General features: G+C 42.0%; 22 protein-coding genes. 1 reads left to right on the top strand and 21 read right to left on the bottom strand.

What is annotated here, in order from left to right; translation table 11 throughout:
* Positions 1–147: 147 nt before the first annotated feature.
* The 18 genes from LKD48_RS10605 to LKD48_RS10520 form a co-directional block, all read right to left on the bottom strand.
* Positions 148–1,635: a hypothetical protein gene (locus tag LKD48_RS10605; protein ID WP_308732009.1), complete on the bottom strand. Its 1,488-nt coding sequence runs from the start codon at positions 1,633–1,635 to the stop codon at positions 148–150.
* A 183-nt stretch (positions 1,636–1,818) separates the two neighbouring features.
* Complete coding sequence (locus LKD48_RS10600; RefSeq protein WP_066558467.1) at positions 1,819–2,244, bottom strand: cytidine deaminase; 426 nt, start codon at positions 2,242–2,244, stop codon at positions 1,819–1,821.
* Between the two features lie 13 nt (positions 2,245–2,257).
* On the bottom strand, positions 2,258–3,199 hold the full coding sequence (locus LKD48_RS10595) for an ABC transporter permease (RefSeq protein ID WP_308732008.1): 942 nt from the start codon (positions 3,197–3,199) through the stop codon (positions 2,258–2,260).
* Between the two features lies 1 nt (position 3,200).
* A complete protein-coding gene (locus LKD48_RS10590) occupies positions 3,201–4,265 on the bottom strand; it encodes an ABC transporter permease (RefSeq protein WP_308732007.1) in 1,065 nt (354 codons plus the stop codon).
* On the bottom strand, positions 4,255–5,802 hold the full coding sequence (locus LKD48_RS10585) for an ABC transporter ATP-binding protein (protein ID WP_308732006.1): 1,548 nt from the start codon (positions 5,800–5,802) through the stop codon (positions 4,255–4,257). The genes LKD48_RS10590 and LKD48_RS10585 overlap by 11 nt, the downstream gene beginning before the upstream one ends.
* 66 nt (positions 5,803–5,868) lie before the next feature.
* Positions 5,869–6,711, bottom strand: coding sequence for a YjjW family glycine radical enzyme activase (locus LKD48_RS10580; RefSeq protein WP_066558473.1), 843 nt, complete (start codon positions 6,709–6,711; stop codon positions 5,869–5,871).
* Positions 6,711–8,255, bottom strand: a complete 1,545-nt coding sequence (locus LKD48_RS10575) for a YjjI family glycine radical enzyme (RefSeq protein ID WP_066558477.1) — start codon at positions 8,253–8,255, stop codon at positions 6,711–6,713. Before LKD48_RS10575 ends, LKD48_RS10580 begins: the two co-directional genes overlap by 1 nt.
* A 213-nt stretch (positions 8,256–8,468) precedes the next feature.
* Entirely contained in the window at positions 8,469–9,230 is a 762-nt protein-coding gene (locus tag LKD48_RS10570) for an amino acid ABC transporter ATP-binding protein (protein ID WP_066558478.1), read from the bottom strand.
* Positions 9,214–9,924, bottom strand: coding sequence for an amino acid ABC transporter permease (locus LKD48_RS10565; protein ID WP_066558479.1), 711 nt, complete (start codon positions 9,922–9,924; stop codon positions 9,214–9,216). The genes LKD48_RS10570 and LKD48_RS10565 overlap by 17 nt, the downstream gene beginning before the upstream one ends.
* An 11-nt stretch (positions 9,925–9,935) precedes the next feature.
* Positions 9,936–10,982: a transporter substrate-binding domain-containing protein gene (locus LKD48_RS10560; RefSeq protein WP_334303538.1), complete on the bottom strand. Its 1,047-nt coding sequence runs from the start codon at positions 10,980–10,982 to the stop codon at positions 9,936–9,938.
* A 193-nt stretch (positions 10,983–11,175) separates the two neighbouring features.
* Positions 11,176–12,780 (bottom strand): BMP family lipoprotein, encoded by a 1,605-nt coding sequence (locus LKD48_RS16445; protein ID WP_331466839.1) that lies wholly within the window; start codon positions 12,778–12,780, stop codon positions 11,176–11,178.
* Positions 12,781–12,927: 147 nt separating this feature from the next.
* Positions 12,928–13,563: a uridine kinase gene (gene udk, locus LKD48_RS10550; RefSeq protein ID WP_066558481.1), complete on the bottom strand. Its 636-nt coding sequence runs from the start codon at positions 13,561–13,563 to the stop codon at positions 12,928–12,930.
* A complete protein-coding gene (udp, locus tag LKD48_RS10545) occupies positions 13,556–14,338 on the bottom strand; it encodes a uridine phosphorylase (protein ID WP_308732005.1) in 783 nt (260 codons plus the stop codon). Before udp ends, udk begins: the two co-directional genes overlap by 8 nt.
* A gap of 93 nt (positions 14,339–14,431) precedes the next feature.
* Positions 14,432–15,796, bottom strand: a complete 1,365-nt coding sequence (gene rlmD, locus LKD48_RS10540) for a 23S rRNA (uracil(1939)-C(5))-methyltransferase RlmD (RefSeq protein ID WP_227100393.1) — start codon at positions 15,794–15,796, stop codon at positions 14,432–14,434.
* Positions 15,797–15,879: 83 nt separating this feature from the next.
* Positions 15,880–16,212 carry a hypothetical protein gene (locus LKD48_RS10535; RefSeq protein WP_308732004.1) on the bottom strand — a complete coding sequence of 111 codons (333 nt, stop codon included), beginning with the start codon at positions 16,210–16,212 and terminating at the stop codon, positions 15,880–15,882.
* 101 nt (positions 16,213–16,313) lie between these two features.
* Positions 16,314–18,611, bottom strand: a complete 2,298-nt coding sequence (pcrA, locus tag LKD48_RS10530; protein ID WP_308732003.1) for a DNA helicase PcrA — start codon at positions 18,609–18,611, stop codon at positions 16,314–16,316.
* 74 nt (positions 18,612–18,685) lie between these two features.
* The gene (locus LKD48_RS10525) at positions 18,686–19,663 is read right to left on the bottom strand and encodes an SPFH domain-containing protein (RefSeq protein ID WP_308732002.1); all 978 of its coding nucleotides are present in this window, start codon (positions 19,661–19,663) and stop codon (positions 18,686–18,688) included.
* Between the two features lie 27 nt (positions 19,664–19,690).
* Complete coding sequence (locus LKD48_RS10520) at positions 19,691–20,374, bottom strand: PspA/IM30 family protein (RefSeq protein WP_262536561.1); 684 nt, start codon at positions 20,372–20,374, stop codon at positions 19,691–19,693.
* 246 nt (positions 20,375–20,620) lie between these two features.
* Here LKD48_RS10520 and LKD48_RS10515 point away from each other — a divergent pair, with 246 nt between their 5' ends.
* On the top strand, positions 20,621–21,271 hold the full coding sequence (locus LKD48_RS10515; protein ID WP_308732001.1) for a DUF1836 domain-containing protein: 651 nt from the start codon (positions 20,621–20,623) through the stop codon (positions 21,269–21,271).
* Positions 21,272–21,327: 56 nt separating this feature from the next.
* Here the strand turns inward: LKD48_RS10515 and yajC are convergent, their stop codons facing one another.
* The 3 genes from yajC to secD form a co-directional block, all read right to left on the bottom strand.
* Positions 21,328–21,591 carry a preprotein translocase subunit YajC gene (yajC, locus tag LKD48_RS10510; RefSeq protein WP_066558570.1) on the bottom strand — a complete coding sequence of 88 codons (264 nt, stop codon included), beginning with the start codon at positions 21,589–21,591 and terminating at the stop codon, positions 21,328–21,330.
* Between the two features lie 205 nt (positions 21,592–21,796).
* On the bottom strand, positions 21,797–22,936 hold the full coding sequence (gene tgt / locus LKD48_RS10505) for a tRNA guanosine(34) transglycosylase Tgt (protein WP_308732000.1): 1,140 nt from the start codon (positions 22,934–22,936) through the stop codon (positions 21,797–21,799).
* Positions 22,937–22,947: 11 nt separating this feature from the next.
* Positions 22,948–25,119, bottom strand: a complete 2,172-nt coding sequence (gene secD / locus LKD48_RS10500) for a protein translocase subunit SecD (protein ID WP_308731999.1) — start codon at positions 25,117–25,119, stop codon at positions 22,948–22,950.
* Positions 25,120–25,129 lie beyond the last annotated feature (10 nt).

The raw sequence follows: 25,129 nt of genomic DNA, 5'->3' as shown, positions 1-25,129 counted from the left end.
ATATTCTGTACATACTGTCTTCATATCGTCTTTTGCCGTGCCCGGGAACGAATCAAAAGGCGTTTATCCATAGATCATGGTAACAAAAAGAGCGGCTGCTCAAAAAGCAGCTGCCCCTTTTTGCATTCCGGCAGCATAGCTGCGGATTTATTTCTCTTCAGTCTCAAGACTAATATTATTTTCTGTCAGAATCTTCTCAAGCTCTGCTGTATCAAGACCTGCACCTTTCTTTGCGATATAAGCGGCCTTAATAAGATCAAATGCTCTTCTTTGTCCACTTCTTCCAAACTGAACAAGCGCTGGCAAATTGTTCTCAACATTGCTTACAAATGCCTTCTGAAGTCCCATGCGTGCCAGTGCCTGGAATGCAAGATAAATATTATCAAAGCTCTTATCCTGGCTCTTCTCAAGAAGCAGACTCAGTGCCAGACGGCCAATCTTCTCTCTGCTCTTTGCAGATCCATTTTCCTCAATAGTTTCAATATCAATTAAGCTGCTCACATCCTCATTTGGATAAAGATCTAGCGCCATCTGCAGCTGATACAGACGATCTAAGCGATCCTGTGGAATTGCATCCTCACCCTTTTCCTTCTTAATTGCTGCAAGCTCCTCTGCAATCGGAAGACCTTCAAGCAGGAAGTTTACAAAGTTTCTGCTAACCGGACCTGCAAATGTGGAGGATTCTACCTGCTTAAATTTGCTCTTTAACAGCTCCTGAATAGAAAGATCAAATTCATCATTATCCAGTTCCTTATAATCTGCATGAGTGATCAGCTCCTGCAATAAGAACAGGAAATGAACTGTATCAACTACCTCATCATCAACTGCCTTAAAGCTGTCAATAAATCCCTGAATATTTCCAAGACGAGCCTGTGCCTCTGTGCGAAGTACCATAACTGGCTGATAGTTTCTGTTTTCCTTCGTGAACTTATCTGCGAGCTCAACTAACTTTTCAAAATCTCTTGCATTATATGTTGCAAGCAGCTCCATATAATCTGTATCCGGTGCATCCTTCTCCTTTAAAAGCTCTAACAGTGCAAAACTCTGATCAGTCTTTTGTGCACGTAATGAGCGGAAGAAACGGCTGTTTAACTGGGATATGCTTAACTTATCCATATTCTGAGTATAATCAGTTACAAAATGCTCTGCAATAGTTACCTCAATTGCGCCAACACCCTTATCTAAGCTGTCAAGCAAAGCTCCAAGCAGACGATATTCATTGCGAAGCTTCAGATAGCGAATACGAAGCACATCACTAGAAAGCACCTCCTGACGATTCGGATGATCATTCTGGAACTGCTTTAAATCCTCATCCTTCTTTACAAAAAGCATCATGAAATAAACAATCTGCGGTTCCTCGCCAAACTTGTAGGAGCTAAGCGGGCGATACATAGGTGCTAATGGTGCATGCTTTTTGCCTGCATAATGCTCCTGAAAATGTTTAAAGAAGCCCTGACGATCCTCTACTCTGTACTGGCTGCTTTTTCCTGTAAACCATGAAAGCTCATTTTCAATTTCTTCTGCCTTTTTACGGAATTTATGACTTTCTAATGTCTTATTATAATCCTGAAGTATTACCTGTCTGTATGGATTTTTAAGCAGAACCTTTGCTGCCTGCATCTTTTCTTCTGCCATTTGTTACCTCTCTTTCGCTGCCATGCAGCTTTTTCTATGTGATTTCTGCACCTATCATAGCACAAAATTTCAAACAATTCAATTCAATTTTACCAATTTCATTGAATAAGTTATAAAAATCAATAAAAAATGCCAACCTAAAGTCTTTCCCCTAGGTCAGCATTTTTCAATTTTTTTTATTTGTCAAAGCTCAATGTTTAAATTCTTCGGTCCAAAACCAAGCGGAAGAATTTCTTTTAAGGTCATGATTTTATAATCTTTCGGTGAGGTTCCCAGAATAATTGGGAAGGTCTCATAATCACAAAATTCCATCATAACCTGACGGCATACACCACATGGTGCAGTCAGCACAAGATCGCCATTTTCTGGACCTGCTACAATTGCTATTGCCGCAAAAGAGCGTTCTCCCTCACTGACAGCTTTAAAGAATGCAGTACGCTCCGCACAATTGCTCGGCGTATAGCCTGCATTTTCAATATTGCAGCCACGATAAATTTTTCCATCAGCTGTAAGAAGCGCAGCGCCTACCTTAAAATGAGAATACGGCGTGTAGGCCATTTTTCTAGCCTCAATTGCTTCCTTAATTAAAACTTCTGCATCAATATTCATATACATATTCCTATTACTTAGATTTGATATATGGCTTTCCGTTTGCAGCCGGAACTCTTGCCTTTCCGACAAACAATACAAGTGCCAGAATTGTTACAATATACGGAATCATGGAAATTAAGTTCGGGGAAATAATATTGCTTGTTCCTGCCAGAACCTTTACACCGCTGCAAAGACCAAACAGCATACATGCAAGCATGGCGCCGTGAGGTGTAAATTTACCAAAAATAACAGCAGAAATTGCCATAAAGCCCTGACCTACGATAACGGCTGGCTTAAACTGGTTTGTAGTTGCCATAGTTATATAGGCACCGCCAAGACCTGAGAAAAAGCCCGATAAGATAACGGCAATATAGCGTGTCTTTGTTACGTTGATTCCAAGGGTATCACAAGCCTGTGGATGCTCACCTACTGCGCGAAGGCGAAGACCAAACTTTGTCTTGTAGAACAAGAACCAGACAATCGCCACACAGATAAAACAAATGTAGCCTGCCACATGGATATTTAATACATTATTCCAGAAGGAACCTGACGGAAATACACCGTCAAGAAGCTTCGGAAGACGGCTTGCGTCATCAGTAATTGCCGGTGTATCAGTACTGTCTGCGAATAATACACGACAGATAAAAATTGCAATACCAGGTGCCAAAAAGTTAATGGCAGTACCAGAAATTGTCTGATCTGCGTTGCAGGTGATGCAGGCAAATGCATGAATCACTGCAACAAGCGCACCGGCTACTCCAGCAAGTACAAAAGCTAGCCATGGTGAACCTGGAATAAAATAGCAAAGCGCTGCACCTGTAAATGCACCTACTGTCATCATTCCCTCAATACCGATGTTGACAACACCGCTTCGCTCTGAAATACAAGAACCAAGCGCCGCATACAGAAGCGGAGGCGTTGCGATCAGCATTGCATTAATTAAAAGTCCGAAATCTTTTATAAATTCATTCATCTTACTTTCCTCCCTTCTGCATCTTCTTCTGAGCAAATGCCTTGAATACATGTGTGATCGCAATAATTAAAACGATCGCACCCATGATAATATCAAGAACCTCCTTTGGTGCACCAACAAGGTTTAACTTAGAACCACCGTACTTCATTGCACCGTAGAAAAGTCCAGCAAAGATACAGCCTATCGGGTTGGAACTTGCGATTAACGCAACTGTAATTCCCTGGAAACCAAAGCCTTCCTGTCCGGCAAACTGTGCGATATGCATTGCATTTCCAAGAATCTGGATCGCACCGCCAAGACCCGCTAGTGCACCTGAGATTGCCAGTGCCTTCATAACAGAAGCACCTGAATTAATACCACCATACTCGGCTGCATGACTGTTAAATCCAACACTTCGAAGCTCATAACCAAGCGTTGTCTTATTGATCAGATACCAGATAATCACCGCAGCAATCAGTGCCAGAATAATTCCATAGTTGGTAGTATTGCAGCCAGTCATCTGACGCACAGACAATGGCATCAACATCTGAGCATTTTCTAAAATATCAACAGTTGTCTCTTTCGCGTTTGCTTTGATGCCCGGAAGGTTTACAATATAGTTCGACAAATAATACGCAATCCAGTTCATCATGATAAAGGAAAGAACCTCATTGATTCCCTTTTTTACCTTTAACAAACCACAAAATGCAGACCACACAGCACCTGCTGCCGCTGCTGCAATCAGACAAAGCGGAACTGTAATTATTGCTGGAAATGGGCAAACAATTCCGATTAATGTTGCGGCAAGGCTTCCCACTACAAACTGACCCTCTGCACCAATGTTAAATACACCAGTACGGAAAGAGAAAGCCACACTAAGACCTGTAAAAATTAAAGGTGTCGCATACACAACGGACCATGCCAAAAATTTCGGCTTGCTGAAAATACCAGAGATCAATTTTGCATAGATGACTCCTGGATTCATTCCTGCAATCGCAAGAATAATGGCACCTGTCAAAAATCCCATTAAAATTGCAAACAGCGTGTAGATAATATTTCCTTCTAATATGCTCTTCTTATGCTTCATGCTGCTTTCCTCCTGCCATCATAATTCCAAGGGTCTTCTCATCTGCACCTGCCGCCGGCATACTTCCTGTAATCTGTCCGTCAAAGATAACCTCGATACGATCAGATACACTCATAATCTCATCCAGCTCAAAAGAAACGAGAAGCACAGCCTTATTTTTATTTCGCTGCTCGACTAAGTAGCGATGTACAAACTCAATAGCACCAACGTCAAGACCACGAGTCGGGTTAACAGCAATCAACAGATCCTTATCATTTGTGATCTCTCTTGCAATAATAACTTTTTGCTGATTTCCGCCTGAAAGCGTTCCCGCCGGACGAGACTCACTTCCTGCCGGACGAATATCAAACCTCTCTACAAGATCCTTTGCATGAGCCATAATGGCATCCTTTTTCAAGACACCTTTCTTTGAGTACGGCTCCTTCATGTAATTTTGCAAAATCAGATTTTCAGCAACAGAAAACTCCAGCACCAGACCATGCTTTTGGCGGTCAGCTGGAATACTTGTGATGCCGCTCTCAAAGATTTCCTTTGGTTTTTTGTTGAAAACATTCTTGCCGTTAATGAGGACTTCACCTGAATCGCCCTTTTTCAATCCTGTCAAAATTTCAACAAGCTCTGTCTGTCCATTTCCATCGACACCGGCAAGACCTACAATCTCACCTCTTCTAACTGACAGATTAAGTCCCTTTAAAATCTCAACACCGCGGTAGTCCTTTCCATGAATATCCTTCACTTCAAGAACAACCTCTCCCGGCTTGATATCCTTCTTTTCTACCTTAAACTCAACCTTACGGCCTACCATCATGGCTGCAAGATCATTTTCATTAACATCACTGACTTTGACTGTATCAATATATTTTCCCTGACGGATAATCGTACAATAATCAGCACAGCTTGTAATCTCTTTTAGCTTATGAGTAATCAAAATAACGGATTTTCCGTCGGCTGTCAGATTGGAAATAATCTCCATAAGCTCTGTGATCTCCTGCGGCGTCAACGATGCAGTCGGCTCATCCAAAATCAGGATGTCTGCACCACGATAGAGAACCTTTAAAATCTCCACACGCTGCTGCATACCAACAGAAATATCTTCAATCTTGGCATCCGGATCTACCTGCATATTGTAGCGCTTTGAAATCTCCTCTACCCTCTTGCGCGCTGTCTTTAGATCTACCGTAAGACCTTTCATCGGCTCCATTCCAAGGATAATGTTTTCTGTGACAGAAAATGGTTGTACAAGCATAAAATGCTGGTGAACCATACCAATTCCAAGTTCAATAGCACGGCTTGGACTGTGAATCACTTCCTCTTTTCCGCCAACAAAAATCTGTCCGGATGTTGGCTGATACAGGCCATAGAGCACATTCATAAGTGTACTCTTTCCAGCTCCATTCTCACCAAGGATTGCATGAACCTCACCCTTGTGAACGAGCAGATTAACATGGTCATTCGCTGTAAAATCGCCAAATTTCTTGACAATTTCACGCATTTCGATGGCTGGCTTCGTCATGTCCATATGACTGATTCTCTCCATCTCTTCCTCCTCCTTCGTCTGTTATAAGCATTCAAAACAATTGTCTATTTCGACTATGTTTTTTCTTTATGTGGTAACAACATCATCAAAGCCACTCTTATAAGCAAGCTCTTCTAGCTGTTCCATATACTCCTTTGACGGACTCTGATAAGTCCTGTACTCTTCCCTGACGCCAAAAGGACGGTATGAGATGAGTTTGTAGCGCACTGGATGAATACTCTGATATGGCCTTAACAATTCTCCAGCTTTAATAATTGTATTTTCAATGTCAAACAGACCTGGTACAATGACGGTACGAATTTCAAAAAGTTTTCCCATTTTTGCTAAAAATACTGCATTCTCAAGCGTGTTCTTGTTTGGCATCGCAGTAACTTTTAAATGATCCTCTTCGCCAAATGCCTTAATGTCAAGCATAACACCATCTGTAACCGCTAACAGATCGTCTTTTCCATCAAACGGTGTGCTGCCGTTGCTGTCCATCATCGTATTTAAACCAGCTTCTTTGCAAAGCTTAAATAATGATTCGACAAACTCACAATATAGACTGCACTCGCCTCCAGAAACAGTGACGCCGCTGATAAATGGAATCTGCTTTTTGATCTGTTCAAAAGTTTCTTCTGGCGTCAAATTACAGATACGTGGACTGCTTCCAAAACGACATGTTTTGATGCAGGTGTCGCATCCTACACAGCGCTCTGGGAAGAAATGCACCTTGCCATTTTCATTTTGAAGTGCCCCCACAGGACAGACCTGCACACAGGCCATACAGCCTGTGCACATATTTCTTGTCTCTGGGTTATGGCAATAACAGCAATCCCAGTTACAGCCCTGAAAAAATACGGCCGTGCGATTTCCCGGACCATCTACGCTGCTAAATGGAATAATTTTATTGACCGGTGCAGTGATCATTACCGAATCCTTCTTTCCTGAACATGACCATTTTCAGTTGCACCTGTTGCAAGCTGCGTTGTATTTTGCAGCACACTCTCACCCTTTTGATACTTTTCAATCTCGGAACGCTTTGCTAAGTATCCGGTGACGCGAATTACATCGCCGTCGCTCTCATAGAAGGACAGGTAACGAAGATCAGCCTGGAATGCCCCCTTTACGATGTCAAGAACAAACTGTGGATTCTTGTGTACTGTCACGTCTACTGGGAAAATATCGCCGGTACCAGATGGGAAGTACTTGTGGAAGCGGCTGCAATGGCGCAGTTGATCAATCAGCTCCTTCGGCTCCTCACCAATCGGAATTCTCGTTCCAGGAGTGATGTTCTTATCCTGTGCGATGCCGACCTGTGCATGTAAGAGAAAATGACCGCCTGTTGCCTCACAGTATGGATTTACATGTGCGTTATTAAATGCATTGATTGCCTCCATAATCTCAACACCGAGGTCATCTGCCTCCTTGTCGTGACCAAAGCGGCCCTTTTTGCCCTCAAGCTCCATCAGAATATTGACACACTCTGCCATGCCTACCATACCAAACATTGCGGTGAAACGATCTCTGTGGATAAAGCCTTCTTTTGCAAGGAAGTTGCTCTCGAAAAAGCCGCTCTCCTCCACCTCAAAACGAATGCGTTCATCCATATAAAGTGCCATGCGCTCCATTACATATGGAAGCTGATTTTCGAAGAAGTCCTTCTTATCTTTTGCACGCTTTGCGATATTACCAAGAATCAGACGGCACAGCGTATAGGAACCGCCGCCTAATAAAAGACCATTGTAGCAGCTAGCGATGACATAATTTTCACCGAGTTCTTTTTTGAACATCTTATGATTTGCAAAGCTCGGCTTAGCCGTCTTAAGTGCTGTTTTCACACACTCAATACCAAAATCATCTGGTGTGATATCAGTATCATATTTCATCGTAATATTTGGTACTGCATCTAAAAGTTCACGCTCTACCTCTAAGATCAAACGTCCTGCTCTGGTAGCCTTTGGTCCGATGTCCGCATGGGAGAAGGAATCAAGAACGGTGCGGTCGATATGGGTAAAGAACAGCTTAAACAGCTTCTTTGCCTGTGCCTCGTCCACATCATCCATAAATGGCTCAAGCAGCTCATCAATGTTTCCTAAATAAACCGGGTAATTGGTGACACTTGGAACATTCTTATAGAAAATCAAAAGAGAGTTGATTGCCTCGTAGATATCCTTCGGCGGGTCAAGCTGTAAGAACTTGCTTCCTTCTCTCATAAACTTTGCATAGTCCGGGACAATGTATCTCGGTCTTACCGGTGCATGACCCTCAAACAGATCACAGATGCACTGCTTTCCCTCAACCGGCTCAAGAAGATCCTCGAGTCCGTCTGGAAGATCCAGTACCTCAAGCAAAGAGTCTGCCTGTCCTGCAAGGTTAGTCAGCTTCTGCTCATGTGTCAGTTTACGGCTTGTAATAATATTTAATATTTCCTGTCTCGTGTTTTCCACACGTTCCATTGATATTGGTCTCAAAATGGCACCATCCTTTCTTAAGCTTACTTAAATTGGTACAACACTTTAATACAGCCTGCTTTTGTTGCCGCATTAAAGTGTTGTTATATTTCAGAGTTTAGTATTAAACGCTACTTTCTCATTTATATTCTATACTGTTTTTTGCTTTTAGTAAAGAGTTTTTCAAGAAAAAAAGAACCGTCACTATGTCATGTGACGATTCTTTGCCTTATATTACAGCACCTTAGATAAAAATTCACGTGCACGCTGCGTTTTCGGATTTGCAAAAAACTCCTTAGGATCACCACTCTCTAGAATACGGCCATCATCCATAAAGATAACACGATTTGCAACTTCTCTTGCAAAGCCCATCTCATGAGTGACAACGATCATTGTCATACCTTCTGCAGCAACGCTCTTCATAAGATCAAGTACCTCTCCTACCATCTCTGGATCAAGCGCACTTGTTGGCTCGTCAAATAAAATTACATCCGGATTCATAGCAAGTGCACGCACAATTGCGACACGCTGTTTTTGACCACCAGAAAGTGTTGATGGATACACATCTGCCTTGGATTCAAGACCAATGCGCTTTAAAAGCTCCATTGCCTCATTTTTTACTTCCTCGTGGATCTGCTTTTTGCTCTTTCCTGTTTTTAGCTTTTTTGCTTCTTTACAGCGTACATATTCTGGTGCCAGCATAATATTTTCCAACACTGTCTTATTGTTAAACAGATTAAAATGCTGAAATACCATACCCATATGACGGCGATGAACATTAATATCTACCTTCATATCTGCAATATCAACACCATTAAAAATGATCTTTCCTGATGTTGGATCTTCCATACAATTCAGGCATCGTAAGAATGTACTTTTTCCAGAACCAGAAGGACCAATAACTGCAACAATATCACCCTTCTCTACTTTAAAGTTAATTCCCTTGAGAACCTCAAGATCATGAAAGTTTTTCTTCAAATCAATTACGTCTATCACTCTTCTTCAGGCTCCTTTCCATTAATTTAATACCAAGGCTGATCAAAAGTACAATCACAATGTAAATAAGTGCCATTACAAGATATGGTACCATAAACTCGTAGCTGTTTGTTCCGATATAGTTGAATGCAACATAAAGATCGGCAGCTCCAACAAAGCTTACAACTGATGTCTCCTTGACAAGTGCGATAAACTCATTTCCAAGTGTCGGCAAAATATTTTTTACAGCCTGTGGGATGACGATTTTGATCATCGTGACCGAAAAACTAAGTCCGACTGCTCTTCCTGCCTCCATTTGTCCTGGATCGACGGACTCAATGCCCGCACGCATCATCTCTGAAATATAAGCTCCGCTGTTTAAGCCAAAGACAAGCATGGATACCTGCACACCTGTCATATGCGCTCCCAAAAGAGGAAGCAGTACATAGTAGCACACCAGAAGCTGCACAACCATTGGCGTTCCGCGAAACAGCCCCACATAAAAGCTACAAAAGCCATTCAATACACGCGGAAGAAGCTTATACTTTGGCATTACTCTTACCGAAGCAATCAATGTTCCAATCAGAACACCAACTAATAGACCTACTACCGCAATCATAACAGTATTCTGAAGGCCCTCAAGCACACGGACATATCCACGCTGCTCCACGAAAATCTCAATAAAACGGTCTATTTTACGACCAAAATCTCCCATCCTGTTACTCCTTACAGTGAATTAATTGCTGCAGTGATGCTTTCTGCCGGTGCTGCGTCAATGATAACATAATCCAGATTTCCATTCAGAAGATCCTGTACAGCTAATGAACCATTCTTATATCCAACCAGAGTCATATCAAATCCTGCAAAATCAAGGTCTTCGCTTCCCTCAACATAAAACTGAGCTGTTGTTCCATTCTGTGCACCAACCTTTGTCTTGCTATCAAAGGTCTTAAAGATAGCTTCTACATCTTCCTTTGTCTTGCATGCGTCAAACGTCGTATCATCTGCTGCAACGATCAGCTTCTGTGATGCATTATAATAAGAATCAGTAAATGTTACCTGATCTTTTCTGCTCTCAGTAATAGTAAGTCCTGCCATTGCGATATCACACTTTTGCTGTCCAACAGCCAGACATACAGCATCAAAATCCATGTTCTGAATTACAAGCTCTTTGCCTAAATAATCAGCAAGAAGTGCTGCCATCTCCATATCGATACCACAGTAATCTTCGCCCTTCATATACTCAAATGGCTCAAAACCTGCATTAGTTGCTACGACTAACTGATCCTTAGACTCATCATATTCTGCAGACTTTACCATAACCGGCTCTCCATCGCCAAAGTAATGATTGCAGATCTCATCAAATGTGCCATCCTCCATGATCTTTGCGATGAACTCATTTGTCTTCTCTAACAGCTCAGGCTGCTCCTTATCTACACCAAATGCATACTGCTCACTTGTCAGTTCAATATCAATAACACGAACTTTTGCATTTTCATCTGCCTTTGCTTCTGTTTCCTTAGAAGCTGCCTCACTAGATGCTTCCTCAGAAGAAGCCTTTTCTGAAGAAACTTCCTCAGAAGAAGCCTCTTCTGAAGATACCTTTTCTGTCTCTTTCTCAGTCGCAGCCTCGGTCTTCTTCTCAGTTGCTGCCTCAGTCTTCTTCTCAGTTGCTGCCTCAGTCTTCTTCTCGGTTGCTGCCTCAGTTGCCTTTGTTGAAGCTGCTGTAGTAGTCTTCTTATCACTGCTGTTTGAGCCACATCCTGCAAGCATTACTGCTGCTGCCATTGAAACTGCTGTCATTGATGCAAATACTTTTCTCATAATCTATTCTCCTCTTTTTGGCTGTTTATCGTTAATCACGATACCACCCAGCCGTAATTGCACACAGTAACTTATAAGTTACTGTGTAAAAAAGATGGCAGTGACCACGTCACTGCCACCTCGTCATGGCATTATCCACCAATTAGTCCAGCTCGTATACGTCGCCGTACTTCTCCTCGAACTCTTCCTGATTCTTTGGAACTACCAAATCACCAGCAATGATATCCTTCTTTGCATCCTCGATCTTCTCAAGAACATCCTTAGACAGGTTGTCTGTGGTCGGAGCGATATCAACACCGCCTGCTGCCAGGTCATATGTTGCAACACCACCCTCAAGCGTTCCAAGAATGGCCTTCTTTGTTGCATCGTAGCAAGCATTATCAACTCTCTTTAAAGCGGAAGTCAGGATAGTCTCAGGTGCCAGTGGGCTCTGGTCAGAGTCAACACCGATTGCCCAGATACCGTTCTCCTTACAACCATCAATTACACCAAGACCTGTACCACCAGCTGCATGGAATACAACATCTGCGCCCTTTGTTACCATGGTGTTTACTGCAGTCTTTCCGGCACTTGCATCGCCAAAGGAATTTGCATTGTACTGAAGAATGGTTGCATCTGGATTTGCATCAAGAACACCTGCACAGTAACCATAACCGAAGGAGTTCATTGTCTCATTTGCCTGTCCTACGACAAAACCTACAACATTGCTCTCAGTTGTGTAGCCAGCTGCTAAACCTACTAAGTAGGAAGCCTGCTCCTGCTCAAACATCATACATGTTACATTATCCAGATCTGCATTAGAAGCATCATCAACAATTGCAAACTTCTGATCTGGATTCAGCTCTGCTGCATCACGAACAGCATCTGCCATTACATAACCAGTACAGATAATCAAATCATAATCTTCGTCTAAGAAGCTCTCGATATTTGGAACGAAGTCTGCATCACCCTTAGACTCGATGTACTTAACCTCACAACCAAAGTTCTCAGCGGCTCTCTGTAAGCCTTCCCATGCGGACTGGTTGAAGGAACCATCATTCACACCGCCGACATCAGTAACCATACCGATCTTAAATCCTGTTCCATCGATATCCTCTTCTGTCTCTGCCTCTGTATCTTCTTCTGAAGATGCTTCCTCTGACTCTGCCTCAGATACTTCCTCTGAAGATGCTTCCTCACTGGATGCTTCCTCAGTATCTGCCTCAGTTGCCTCTTCGCTGGATGCTTCCTCTGAAGATGCCTCTTCACTAGATACTTTCTCTGAAGATGCTTCCTCACTAGATGCTTCCTCTGAAGATACCTCTTCGCTGGATGCTTCTTCTGTCTCTGCCTCAGTTGCTTCCTCGCTGGATGCTTCCTCGGTCTTAGCCTCGGTTGCTACTTCGCTAGACTCTTCCTCAGTCTCTGCCTGTGCGGAAACGTCCTCACTGCTTGCCTCTTCGGAAGATGCCTCTTCACTGGATGCTTCCTCGGTCTTTGCCTCGGTTGCTTCCTCGCTGGATGCTTCCTCAGTCTTTGCCTCAGTTGCTGCCTCTGTTTCTTTCTCAGTTGCCGCTTCGGTTTCCTTCTCAGTAGCCTTCTCAGTCTTAGCCTCAGTAGTAGCTACCTCTGTTTTTTTCTCAGTAGCTGCCTCTGTCTTCTTCTCAGTTGCTGCTGTAGTTTTCTTTGTGTCAGTCTTGCCACAAGCAGCAAGAGATGCTGCCATAGAACCTGCCATCAAAACGGCAAAAAGTTGTTTCCTTCTCATCGTCGACTCCTCCTTATTAGATGCTGCGTTTTTTGATAACGCTCCGATTCTTGTCCATTGTAACACGTTGCTTTTGTGTCGTCAACAGTCACCTTACGTGTTTTTCTCAAAATTTCTTCTTTTATTTTACATTTGAAAGCAAAAATATTAAACTTGTGTTTGTGCAGACAGATGCTGGCGAATGCGATTCTTAATCATATCCATTGCTACCAGATTCATACCACCCTCTAGCACAATAATATCTGCATTCTTCTTACTCGGCTCTACAAATTCCTCGTGCATTGGCTTTACCGTATTCATATACTGTGAAATCACAGACTCTAATGAACGCGCACGCTCAATTACATCACGCTGGATTCTTCTGATAATACGAATATCAGCATCTGTATCAACGAAAATTTTAATATCCATTTCTTTGCACAGCTCTTTGTTTTCAAAAATCAGGATTCCCTCAACAATAATCACATTTGTCGGGTAAATCACCTGAAAATTACGGCTTCTGTTGTGAACTGTGTAATCATAAATCGGACAGTTGATTGGCTCACCTTTTTTTAACTGACGCAAATGCTGCAGCATAAGATCAGTGTCAAATGCATTCGGATGATCATAATTTAAATGTGTTCTTTCCTCATACGTCATTTCATCGTGCGCCTTATAATAATCATCATGCTTAAGCACAGTAATCTGATCGCCAAAGTGATTTACAAGCTGTTTTGTAAGTGTCGACTTTCCGCTTCCTGTTCCTCCCGCAATTCCGATTACCAGGATATTGTTATTACTCATTTGCTTTATCCTTTCTTATTATGTCTCTTAGTGCCTCCACTGCTGTTGTAATTGCAAGCTCCGTGTCGTGAACAACTGGATTTTCCATGTTCAGTTTTGCGCGCTCCTGATTTGCCACAACCAAAAAGATAGATCCAACGCGCACACGAAGATAATTTCCAACAACAAATAATGCCGCTGACTCCATCTCTGATGCAAGGCATCCTAAGCGTTTCCATGCTTCCCACTTATTTAAAAGTTCATAGCTGACAGGCTTTGTCTCTGGCTCATGCTGTCCATAAAATGCATCCTTACACTGAACAACACCAACATGATACGGATATTTTCCCTTTTCTGCTGCCTGCACAAGCGCCTGAACCATATGAAAGTCAGCAACTGCCGGATATTCAATTGGTGCATATTCACGGCTTGTCCCTTCCATACGAATTGCACCTGTTGCAATCACTAAATCACCGCTTTTTACAGGAATCTGCATACCTCCACATGTTCCGACACGAATAAATGTATCGGCACCAATCTTTACAAGCTCCTCCATTGCAATTGATGCAGAAGCACCGCCGATACCAGTTGACGTTACACTAACTTTCTCTCCTTCAAGATATCCTGTGTATGTCACATATTCACGGCTATCCGCCATCTTCACTGGATTGTCAAAATGAGCTGCAATCTTTTCACAACGCTTCGGATCTCCTGGAAGAAGCACATAGCGGCCTACATCACCTTTACCTAGCTGAATATGATACTGCAATTCTGGTCTTTCTGAATAATTTACCATACTTTTCCCCTTTCGCCTTATATTTATTCTTATATTTTTGATCTTGTTGATAGTATATCATCTAAAGCGTCTGAAAACAAGTACGATTCCTTATTACTTTTTAAGAAATAATGCGACTGTCTCAATTCCTCCAGTAGCCGGGAACATATCAACGGCTCTTGCTTTTACCATACGATAGCCCGCTGCTTCTAATACTTCTCTGTCACGCACAAGACTTGTGGGCTTGCAGGAAACATAAACAATTGTTGGTACATCAAATGCGATAATCTTAGGAAGCGCCTTTGGATGAATACCATCTCTTGGCGGATCAAGCACTATCAGATCTGGCTTCTCAGTCAAATCATCAACAACCTTTAACACATCACCTGCTATAAAGCTGCAGTTATCAAGTCCATTTAATTTGGCATTGACACGCGCTGCCTCTACTGCTTCCTCAACAATCTCCACGCCAGTCACATGTTTTGCCACAGGTGCTAAAATCTGGGCAATTGTGCCAGTTCCGCTGTAGAGATCAAAGATTACCTTCTGATTTGTTTCTCCAATATAATCTCTTACTGTCTGATATAAAAGCTCGGCACCTCTTGAATTTGTCTGAAAAAATGAAAACAATGTAACACAAAATGAAAGTCCCAGTAACTTTTCAGTAATCCAATCTTTGCCGTATAAAACTTCTGTATTATCGCTTTGCACTACATCTGCAAGTGAATCATTAGTAATATGTAAAACACCTGCAAGGCTGCCTTCTAATGGCAGCGCCTTTAATTTTTCTGTCAATTCTGCAAGCTGCATAGTAGACGCATCTGCCTGTGAAGAAGCAACTACGGCGACTAAAAGTTCTCCCGTTGCAGCGCTGGAGCGAAGCAGCAAATGACGAAGAACACCTTCATGGCGCATTCTATGATAAAATGGAATATTCAACTTTGAAAAATGGTCAAGCACTGCCATTGCAGCCATACGCATATCAGGTGTCATAATCTGACATGTTTCAATACCCGCAATATCATAAAAGCTGCCTCTTTGATGCATACCAAGTGCAAGAGGACCGCCCATATAAGAATCACCAAATGTCAGCTCTACCTTATTGCGATATCCGCTTACAACAGGACTAGACACTATTCCTTCAAATGTATAATCGGTGCCGCCATTATCAAGCATTTTCTTAATCTGTGCTTCTTTAATTGCCAGCTGCTTTTCGTATGGAAGCGTCTGATACAGACATCCACCGCATTTTCCTGCCCACTCACAAAGACAGGCAGTCTCATCAGCTGACTTTTCTAATATCTCAAGCAAAATGCCTTCTATTTTTTCTTTTCTCTTTTTCTTTACACGAAAACGTAATTTTTGACCTGGGATGCCATATTTTACCTGTGCAGTTTCCCCTTCATCTGTCACGACAATCGCTTTGTCTGGAAAAAGGACCTCCTGCACGCGGCCCTCATAAATCTCGCCTTTTTTCATACACATCTCCTTTTCTTGAACTAAAATCCCCGCCGTTTTGCGGCGGGGATATCATTTTTATTTACTTACCTATTGATGTCAGATCAGTCTTCATCCTCATCATCAGACTCTTCATCCTCAGATTTTTCCTCAGCCTCATCAGATTCCTCTTCTTTAGCCTCGTCTTCTTTCTCCTCTTCTTCGTCATCATCATCGAAGAAATCGTCGTCAAAGTCATCATCAAAATCATCATCCAGATCATCTAAATAATCCGGCTTCAGATAACGGTACAGTGCATATGCTGCACCTGCAATTGCTGCAATTACAGCGATTGCTGCAATCACATAACAAAATTTGCACTTTTTCTCATTCTCTTCATTAGACTTGAGAACCTCATGAACCTTTACTGCCTGCAGCAGATCATCAAACTTTGCCATAAAACCCATCCTTTCTTTTTTCTAAAGATCAATCTTAGAATAGTATACCATATGATCTGTAAAATTACTAGCTTTATCTTTGTCGTTTTAGATAAATTTTATTAAATCTTTTTAAGTTTTGCAAATCCTGCAAACAACTTTTTTACGCCTGCTGTATCAAACTCAACTGTTACCTGATAATCTTTTTTCATATCTTCGACTGCAAGCACTGTTCCCTTTCCAAATTTGATATGGGAAACTCTATCGCCTTCTTTGTAGTCAAGGCTATCTGGCTTTGGACTTGAGAATGCTTTTGCATACTTTAAATCAAAGACATTATCATAGTTTGTCTTTTTTGCCGTTTGACTTCCCTGTGATGCACTAAATGAGCTGCCTGATGACATAGAAGATGAACCGCCAAACAAACTGCCTGACAGTGAGTTTGCAGTCATAGATGGTCCTTTCTTAAAAAGACCTCCGAATGTCTCTTCCTTCCAGTCAAGCTTTTCCTGCGGCAGTTCTTTAACAAAACGCGAAATTGCACTGTATTGAATATTTCCATGAACCATACGCTGCTTTGCTGCTGTCAGCGTCAGCTGCTGCATTGCTCTTGTAATACCCACATAGCAAAGTCTTCGTTCTTCCTCGATATCTCCCGGATCACCGCTGTTCATTGACATGTAGCTTGGGAAAAGTCCTTCTTCCATACCTGTCATATAGACAACTGGAAACTCGAGTCCCTTTGCACTATGCAGTGTCATTAATGTTAAACTGTCTGCCTCACTGTCCATGTTGTCAATATCTGCCACAAGCGCTACCTCCTCCAAAAAGTCAGTAAGCGCTGCTTCATCATGATTTGCATAATAGTCAGCTGCTTTATTCTGAAATTCATCAAGATTTTCCTGCTTTGCCTGTGCCTTATCTTCCTCAAGCTTTTCTAACTCTTCTAAGTAGCCAGTCTGCTCTAAGATGCTTTCAATCAGCTCTGCTGCATCTAGCTCCTTTGCAAGCGCACGAAATACCATGATCTGATTGACAAAGCCTTTTATCTTATCAGCTGCCTTTCCAATTCCTGGAATCTGTTCTGCCTGCTCCATTGCCTGAAATAGCCGCATTCCATGCTCAGAAGCATAGACAGCCAGCTTATTTAACGTCACTTGCCCAATTCCACGCTTTGGCACATTTACAATTCTCGTAACAGACAGATCATCACGTCCGCTGTCAATTGTCTTTAAGTAGGCTAAAATATCCTTGATTTCCTGTCTCTGGTAGAAATTCACACCACCGACAAGACGATACGGTACACTCTTTTTAATGCATTTCTCTTCAAATGCGCGTGACTGTGCATTTGTACGGTAAAGAATTGCACAGTCCTGATACTGATACTTTCCCATATGAACTGATGTCTGAATCTTGTCAATTACATCTTCTGCCTCACCATAAGCAGTCTCGTAGTGAATAAAGGAAACCTCTTTTCCTTCTCCATTTTCACTCCAAAGATGTTTTTCCTTTCGATGTGCATTATTTGCAATTACTGAGTTTGCGGCTTCGAGAATATTATTTGTGGAACGATAATTTTGCTCAAGCTTGACAACCTTTGCACCTGGAAAAGTCTCCTCAAAGCTTAAAATATTTGTAATGTCTGCACCTCTAAATTTATAGATAGACTGATCGTCATCTCCAACCACACATAAATTATGATATTTTCCAGAAAGCAGGCGAATAAGCTCAAATTGAACTGAATTAGTGTCCTGATACTCGTCAACCATAATGTAGCGCAGACGTTCCTGATAAGCTTCTAAAATATCTCTATTTTCGCGCAGCAGACGAACTGTCAAAAGAAGCAAATCATCAAAATCAACTGCGTTATTATCAATTAATGTTTTCTGGTATGCTTTATAGATTTTTGCCTCCTGGCAAATTCGAAAATCTCCGCCAGCCTGTGTTTCAAAATCCTGTGGCTCAATCATTTCATTTTTGGCCGCTGAAATTACACCAAGCAGCGGTCCTTCCCTATATTGCTTAGGATCAAGGTCAAGCTCTTTAACTGCCTTTCGGATTACACTCTTTTGATCATCTGTATCGTAAATCGTAAAGTGATTATCATAGCCAAGACGGTCTATATATCTTCGCAGAATGCGCACACAAGAGCTGTGGAATGTCGCTACCCATATGCTCTCTGCCCCGAACTCAACCAGGCGGTCGACACGATCCCGCATCTCCTGTGCTGCCTTATTTGTAAAGGTAATTGCCATGATATTCCATGGATTTACTCCCTTTTCCTCAATCAAATATGCAATACGATGCGTCAGCACACGCGTTTTTCCTGAGCCTGCTCCTGCAAGTATCAAAAGCGGCCCCTCAGTGCAGCTGGCCGCCTCTTTTTGAACTGGATTTAATGACTGTAAAATATCGGACACGTTTTTCCTCCATAAAAATGGAAGAAAGACTGTACGCACAGTCTCCCTCCATTATCTTTTTTATATTTTTGTAATTATGCAAGCTTTGTACCGCAGTTTGAGCAGAATCTTGCACCATTTGTCGGTGTTCCACAGTTCGGACAGAACTTCGGCACAGTACCATTTGAAGCTGGAGCTGCCTGATTCTGCTGTGCATTATTCTGCATATTGCCGTTCATCATCTGGCCCATCATCTGACCCATTGCCATACCCATCTGCATACCAGCCATATTGCCTGCCATGCTGCCGGCTGCTGTGTTTGGCTGTGTAAGCGCATCTGCCATCTGCATCTGTGTATATGTATTTACATTTCCGATCATGGACTGAGCTGCTGCCTTCTGCTGCATCTTAGCAACCTCCTCCGGATAGGAAACGCTCTGAATCGTAAAGCTTGTAATAGCAATTCCGATCTTTACCATCTCCATATCAAGATCTGATGCAATACCCTTGCCGATGTCGTATGCATTTGCCTGAAGGTTAAACATATCCTTTCCTTCTTTTGAAATCCACTTCATCATCAGCATATCAAGCATAGACATTACACGTTCCTTGATATCCTCTACGTTAAACTCTGACTTAATGCCGGCAATTTTGTCGATTAAAACCTGCTCATCAGAAACCTTGAAGCTAAATGTACCAAATGCACGGATTGGCATACCGCCAGGCAAGCCCTGAACCGGCAGATTAATCGCATTTTTTGTGCCCCATTTTACTGTAAATTCCTTTGTATTGATAAACAGCACCTCTGCACGCAGCGGTGTGTTAAATCCAAATGTAAAACTTTTCAGTGTAGATAAAAATGGAATAATATCGGAAGAAATATCAAAGTTTCCCTCTTCACGGAAAATACCCTCGATTCTTCCATTATACATAAAGATCGCGTCCTGTCCCGGACGAATAATCAGACGGCTCCCCTTCTTGATCTCGCTACTTGGAAACTTCCAGAAAATAATATCATCCGAGTATTCTTTCCACTCTACAACACTGGAGAATTGTCCACCAAATAATCCCATACTCGTCAACCTTCCTTATTTTTGTAGTTAGTTAAGTTTTGCCTTCAGTGCCGCTAATTCATCATCAATATCAGATGTACCTGCCACATCATCAAGATCATACTTACGTGCCAGATCATCTACATTTGTATCTGCAGACGCATTTAACTGTGCCATAGCATTTGCAGTATCAAGCATCTTATTTGCCTTTTCCTCCATACGATCAAATGCTGACATATTGTTTGATACACCCCTTAATGATGATCCAACCTGATTTACACGCTCCTGAGCCTTTGCAACAGCTACCTTCGCCTTGATCGTTTCCTTGCGTGCTCTTAAATCTGAAATATCATTTACAAGCTTATCATGCATCTGACGCATCTTCTGTGCGTTTGCTGCTGCCGTGTCATATGTGAGCTTTAAGCCCTCAAGCTTAGACTGTGCTGTCTTCTTTGACTGTAAAAATACTCTTGCATCATTATCGTTTCCTGCTGCAACAGCCTTTTCTGCATATTTCTGATACTTTTCAACTTCTGCAAGTGCCTCGTCATAAGCTCTCTTTGCACGTGCTTCTTCAGCCATTACTGACGCTGTTTCTGCCTTTACCTTGCCTAAATCGTCCTCAAGGTTTCTCATGTACTGATCAATCATTTTTTCCGGATTCTCAGCCTTATCAAGCATAGCATTGATGTTAGCTGACATAATATCTTTAAATCTCTGAATTACTCCCATAGTCATTTCCTCCTTAAAAAAACCTATGTTTGTTAACCTGTTAACTTTATTATATCGTATCTTTATGTGTTTGTCACTAGGATTTTGAAAATTTCTCTTGCTATCTGGTTTTGAAAACGATATAATGTAGTTATTACAGTTCACGCATCCAGTTAGACGTTTTGCAACGACGCACGGAACGTGCGGTTTTGTGAATGGGCGTCCCGTGAACGTCAACATTGCTACACAATATTTAGGAGGCTTTAAATGACTAACGATGAGCTTTTTTCACAGCTGCTTGATAAAATCAGCTCTTTTGACTATATACACGCTAATCAGATTCCGAACATTGACCTTTACATGGATCAGGTGACAACCTTTATGGATACACACCTTGGTGCTACAAGGCGCTATGATGAGGATAAGGTTTTAACAAAAACTATGATCAATAATTACGCCAAAAACAACCTGCTTCCTTCTCCGGTCAGAAAAAAATACACAGAAAATCATATCCTACAGTTGATTCTTATTTACTATATGAAAAGTTTTCTGTCAATCAGCGATATTGAAACTATGCTAAAGCCATTGACACAGCATTTCTGGGATGAAAACAGTTCTCCTAATTTTGCAGAAATTTATAGTAAGATTTTTTCATACGCAGATAATGGCATCAAACCGCTTGCAGACGATCTTCGCCATAAATTTGAGACTTCAAAGGAAACTTTTTCCTGCGATGATGATGAGCAAGATTCTTACCTGCAGCTATTTACGTTTCTGTGCATGACGATTTATGATATATACATGAAAAAACAGGTTGTAACAGGTGTCATTGATGAATTAAAAAGACGTCAGGATGCCTCTGATGAACGAGCAAAAGCTGCTGAAAAAGAAAAACGTGAAGAACGAAAGCGCAAATAAAAAAGAGCTACCGGCATACATTCTAGTATGTCAGTAGCTCTTTTATTATATCTTGATTATTCAGCGTCTGGCTTTTCAGCCTCTACGATTGCACTCTTCTGCATCGGGATACGGCAGTTTTTATTGTTTCCAAACTCTACGATTACTGTATCATCTGTAATGTCGATAACAGTTCCGTAAAAACCGGAAGTTGTCAAAACGATATCACCAACTTCAAGTGCAGATAACATCTGAGACTGCTTCTTCTGCTCCTTCTTCTGAGGACGAATTGCAACAAAATACATAACACCGATGATGATTACCATATAGCCAACGATCATAATCAGGCTGGTTGCTCCATTTGCGCCAGTTGCGGCACCGTCTGCTGTTGTCGCACATCCTGTCATAGAAAACAGTGCGGTCATAACTGCCGCTGCAGCTGCTAACTTCTTCTTCATAGTTTCCTCTCATTTCCGCTGCATATGCAGCTTGTAATTTCGTATTCGAATCTAAAATTCTAAGGCAATGCCCCGAGGTGAATATGACTTAGTCCTGTGGACCGGCAGCCATAGATTCGAGCATATTCTTTTTATACTCCGCAAAGCATCCGTTGTCAATGCTTTCACGAATTTCAGTCATTAAATTATTATAAAAATACAGATTGTGAAGAACGCACAGACGCATGCCAAGCATTTCCTTTGCTTTTAGCAGATGACGAATATACGCTCTGCTATAAGCACGGCATGCCGGACACTGACAGCCTTCCTCGATTGGTCTTGAATCAAGCTCATAGCGGGCATTAAACAGATTAAGCTTGCCATGCTTTGTATAAACATGACCATGACGGCCGTTTCTGCTTGGATATACACAGTCGAAGAAATCAATTCCGCGGTCAACACCCTCAAGTATATTTGCCGGAGTTCCAACACCCATTAAATAAGTTGGCTTATTCTTTGGCAAATATGGTACCACTGCATCTAAAATGCGATACATTTCCTCATGGCTTTCTCCAACTGCAAGTCCGCCGACTGCATAACCATCAAGATCCATCTCGCTTATGCGTTTTGCATGCTCAATACGGATATCCTCATAAACACCGCCTTGGTTAATTCCAAACAACAGCTGATGCGGATTTATTGTATCCTCAAGTGAATTTAAACGTGCCATCTCTGTCTTACAGCGTGCAAGCCATCTTGTGGTACGCTCTACGCTGTTTATGATATAGCTGCGGTCTGCCACAGAAGACGGACACTCATCAAATGCCATTGCAATAGTAGAACCAAGATTAGACTGAATCTGCATACTCTCCTCTGGCCCCATAAAAATACGATGGCCATCGATATGAGACTGGAAGTAAACTCCTTCTTCCTTAATCTTTCTCATTCCGGCAAGAGAAAATACCTGAAAACCGCCGGAATCTGTTAGAATCGGGCGGTCCCAATTCATAAATTTATGCAGACCGCCAAACTGCTTGATCAGCTTATCTCCCGTTCTTACATGAAGATGATACGTATTGGACAGCTCTACCTGTGTATGGATTTCCTTTAAATCCATTGTTGATACAGCACCTTTAATTGCGGCAACTGTACCAACATTCATAAATACAGGTGTCTGAATTTCTCCATGAACGGTAGAGACACGGGCTCTTTTTGCCCGTCCCTCTGTTTTTAAAATTTCATATTCCATTATTACTTACCTTATTTAGAAGTCTTCTTTGCCTTACGTTTGTCAAGAGCGTTCTTTAAATCATACCACAGGCAGCCTGCGATGCATACAGAAGAATAGCATCCGCAGACAACACCTACGATAAGTGGCAGTGCAAACTCCTTGATGGATGTTACACCAAGAATATAAAGAACTACTACCATGATAAGAGTTGTCAAAGAGGTATTGATGCTTCGTGACAATGTCTGTGTAACAGAAACATTGACAACTTCTGCCAAATTCTTGTTAGTGTGCAAATTCTCACGGATACGGTCAAATACAACGATTGTCGCATTGATAGAATATCCAACGAGAGTCAGCATACAAGCAATAAACGTATTTCCTACAGTCCAGCGAAGCACTGCATAAAATGCCAGTAAAACAAAGACATCGTGAAGAAGCGGAAGAACAGAGCTTGCACCAAAGCTAAACTCCTTGAAACGAATCCATACGTAAATTAACATAAAGATTGCTGCAATAATGACAGACAAAATTGCAGAACGCTTCATCTCACCGCTGACTGCAGCACTGATATTTTCAGTCTGAATGGTACTCTCATCTACTCCAAAGGTCTCTGACAGCTTACTGTAAAGTGCATCTCTTTCATCTACAGTAAGTGTTCTTGTCTTAATAATAACCTCGTTGCTTCCTGTAACAGGTGTCATCTGGATATCATTGTCACCTGTTACCTCGCTTACAACTGGCTGTACATCACTTTCGAGCTTCTCAACACTGTAATTCTCATTAAAGGTTACGCTAGTGGAAGCACCGCCAATAAAATCAAGACTGTAGTTGAAGATATGACCATTTACACCACTGACTACCATCGCAACAATACCGATTGCAATAACAATACCTGATGCGCTGTAGAACAGCTTTCTTTTTCCAATAAAGTTAAATGTTTTTGTGTAAACAGTCTTTCCATACAGCTTTTCATCCTGCAGACCAACTGCATAGAAGCTCTTCAAGATATTCTTTGTAATTACAAGTGCTGTAAACATGGATACAACGATACCAAGAGCCAATGTCTGAGCAAAGCCCTTTACTGTACCAGAACCGATAAAATACAAAACACCTGCTGCGATCAATGTAGTAACATTTCCATCGATGATTGCGGAAAATGCCTTAGCAAATCCTGCATCAATTGCTGTACGAACACTCTTTCCAGCTCCGATCTCCTCACGGATACGTGCGAAAATAATACAGTTTGCATCTACAGCCATACCAATACCAAGAATAATACCGGCAATACCTGGAAGTGTCAGTGTAATTTCCTCGTTAAACGCACTTAACAGAACAATTACAAACGCAGTATACATAACAAGCGCGATAGATGCTGCCAAACCTGGAATACGATAGTAGATAATCATGAAAGCAAATACTAAGATCAGACCGATCACACCTGCCATAAGGCTTGTACGAACTGCATCCTGTCCTAATTTTGCACCAACTACCTGAGAACGCATCTCCTGCAATTGAACAGGCAGTGCTCCGATACGAATATTGGAAGCAAGTGTCTGTGCTGCCTCAAGATCACCCATACCAGTAATGGAGCATGTATCAGACGCAATATGCTCATTTACAGTCGGGGCACTTAACACTTCGCCGTTATACATAATGTAAATTCTGCCCTTTGTAGGTGCTAACTCCTCTGTTGCCTTTGAGAATGCCTCGACACCATCAGATGTCAGCGTCAGATTTACAACATACTCTCTTGCATTTGTTGTTGCATTGCTTCTTGCACCGGCCTGTGCGTCCTTAATCTGATTTCCGTCCATGACCTTGGTTCCCTCTGGATCACTTGAATCCGTACAGAAAATCAAGGTACCTGGTTTTCCAAGCTCCTGCAAAACTGCATTTGCATCTGTTGCACCTGGAATGTCTACCGTAATACGGTCAGATCCCTCAAAATAAACCTGTGCTTCAGTTGAATAATCCTGCACACGTTTTTCAAGCTTTGCCTTCGTGTCGGACATATCCTGGCTGTTTACATCGCCTACTGCCTCATAGGTGATGCTGACACCGCCTCTAAGGTCAAGACCAAGGCTGATGTCGTTTAAACTTCCTGAACGATCACTTCCAAGGCCGCTGACGGCTGTGTATACGACAAATGCGATGACTGCCAAAAGCACAACCAGACGGATAATCCCTTTTTTCTTGCTCATCTTTCTATCT

Origin of the sequence: Anthropogastromicrobium aceti, assembly GCF_020687335.1 — a bacterium.
Classification (GTDB): domain Bacteria; phylum Bacillota; class Clostridia; order Lachnospirales; family Lachnospiraceae; genus Anthropogastromicrobium; species Anthropogastromicrobium aceti.
This window is presented reverse-complemented; position numbering and strand designations above follow the sequence as displayed.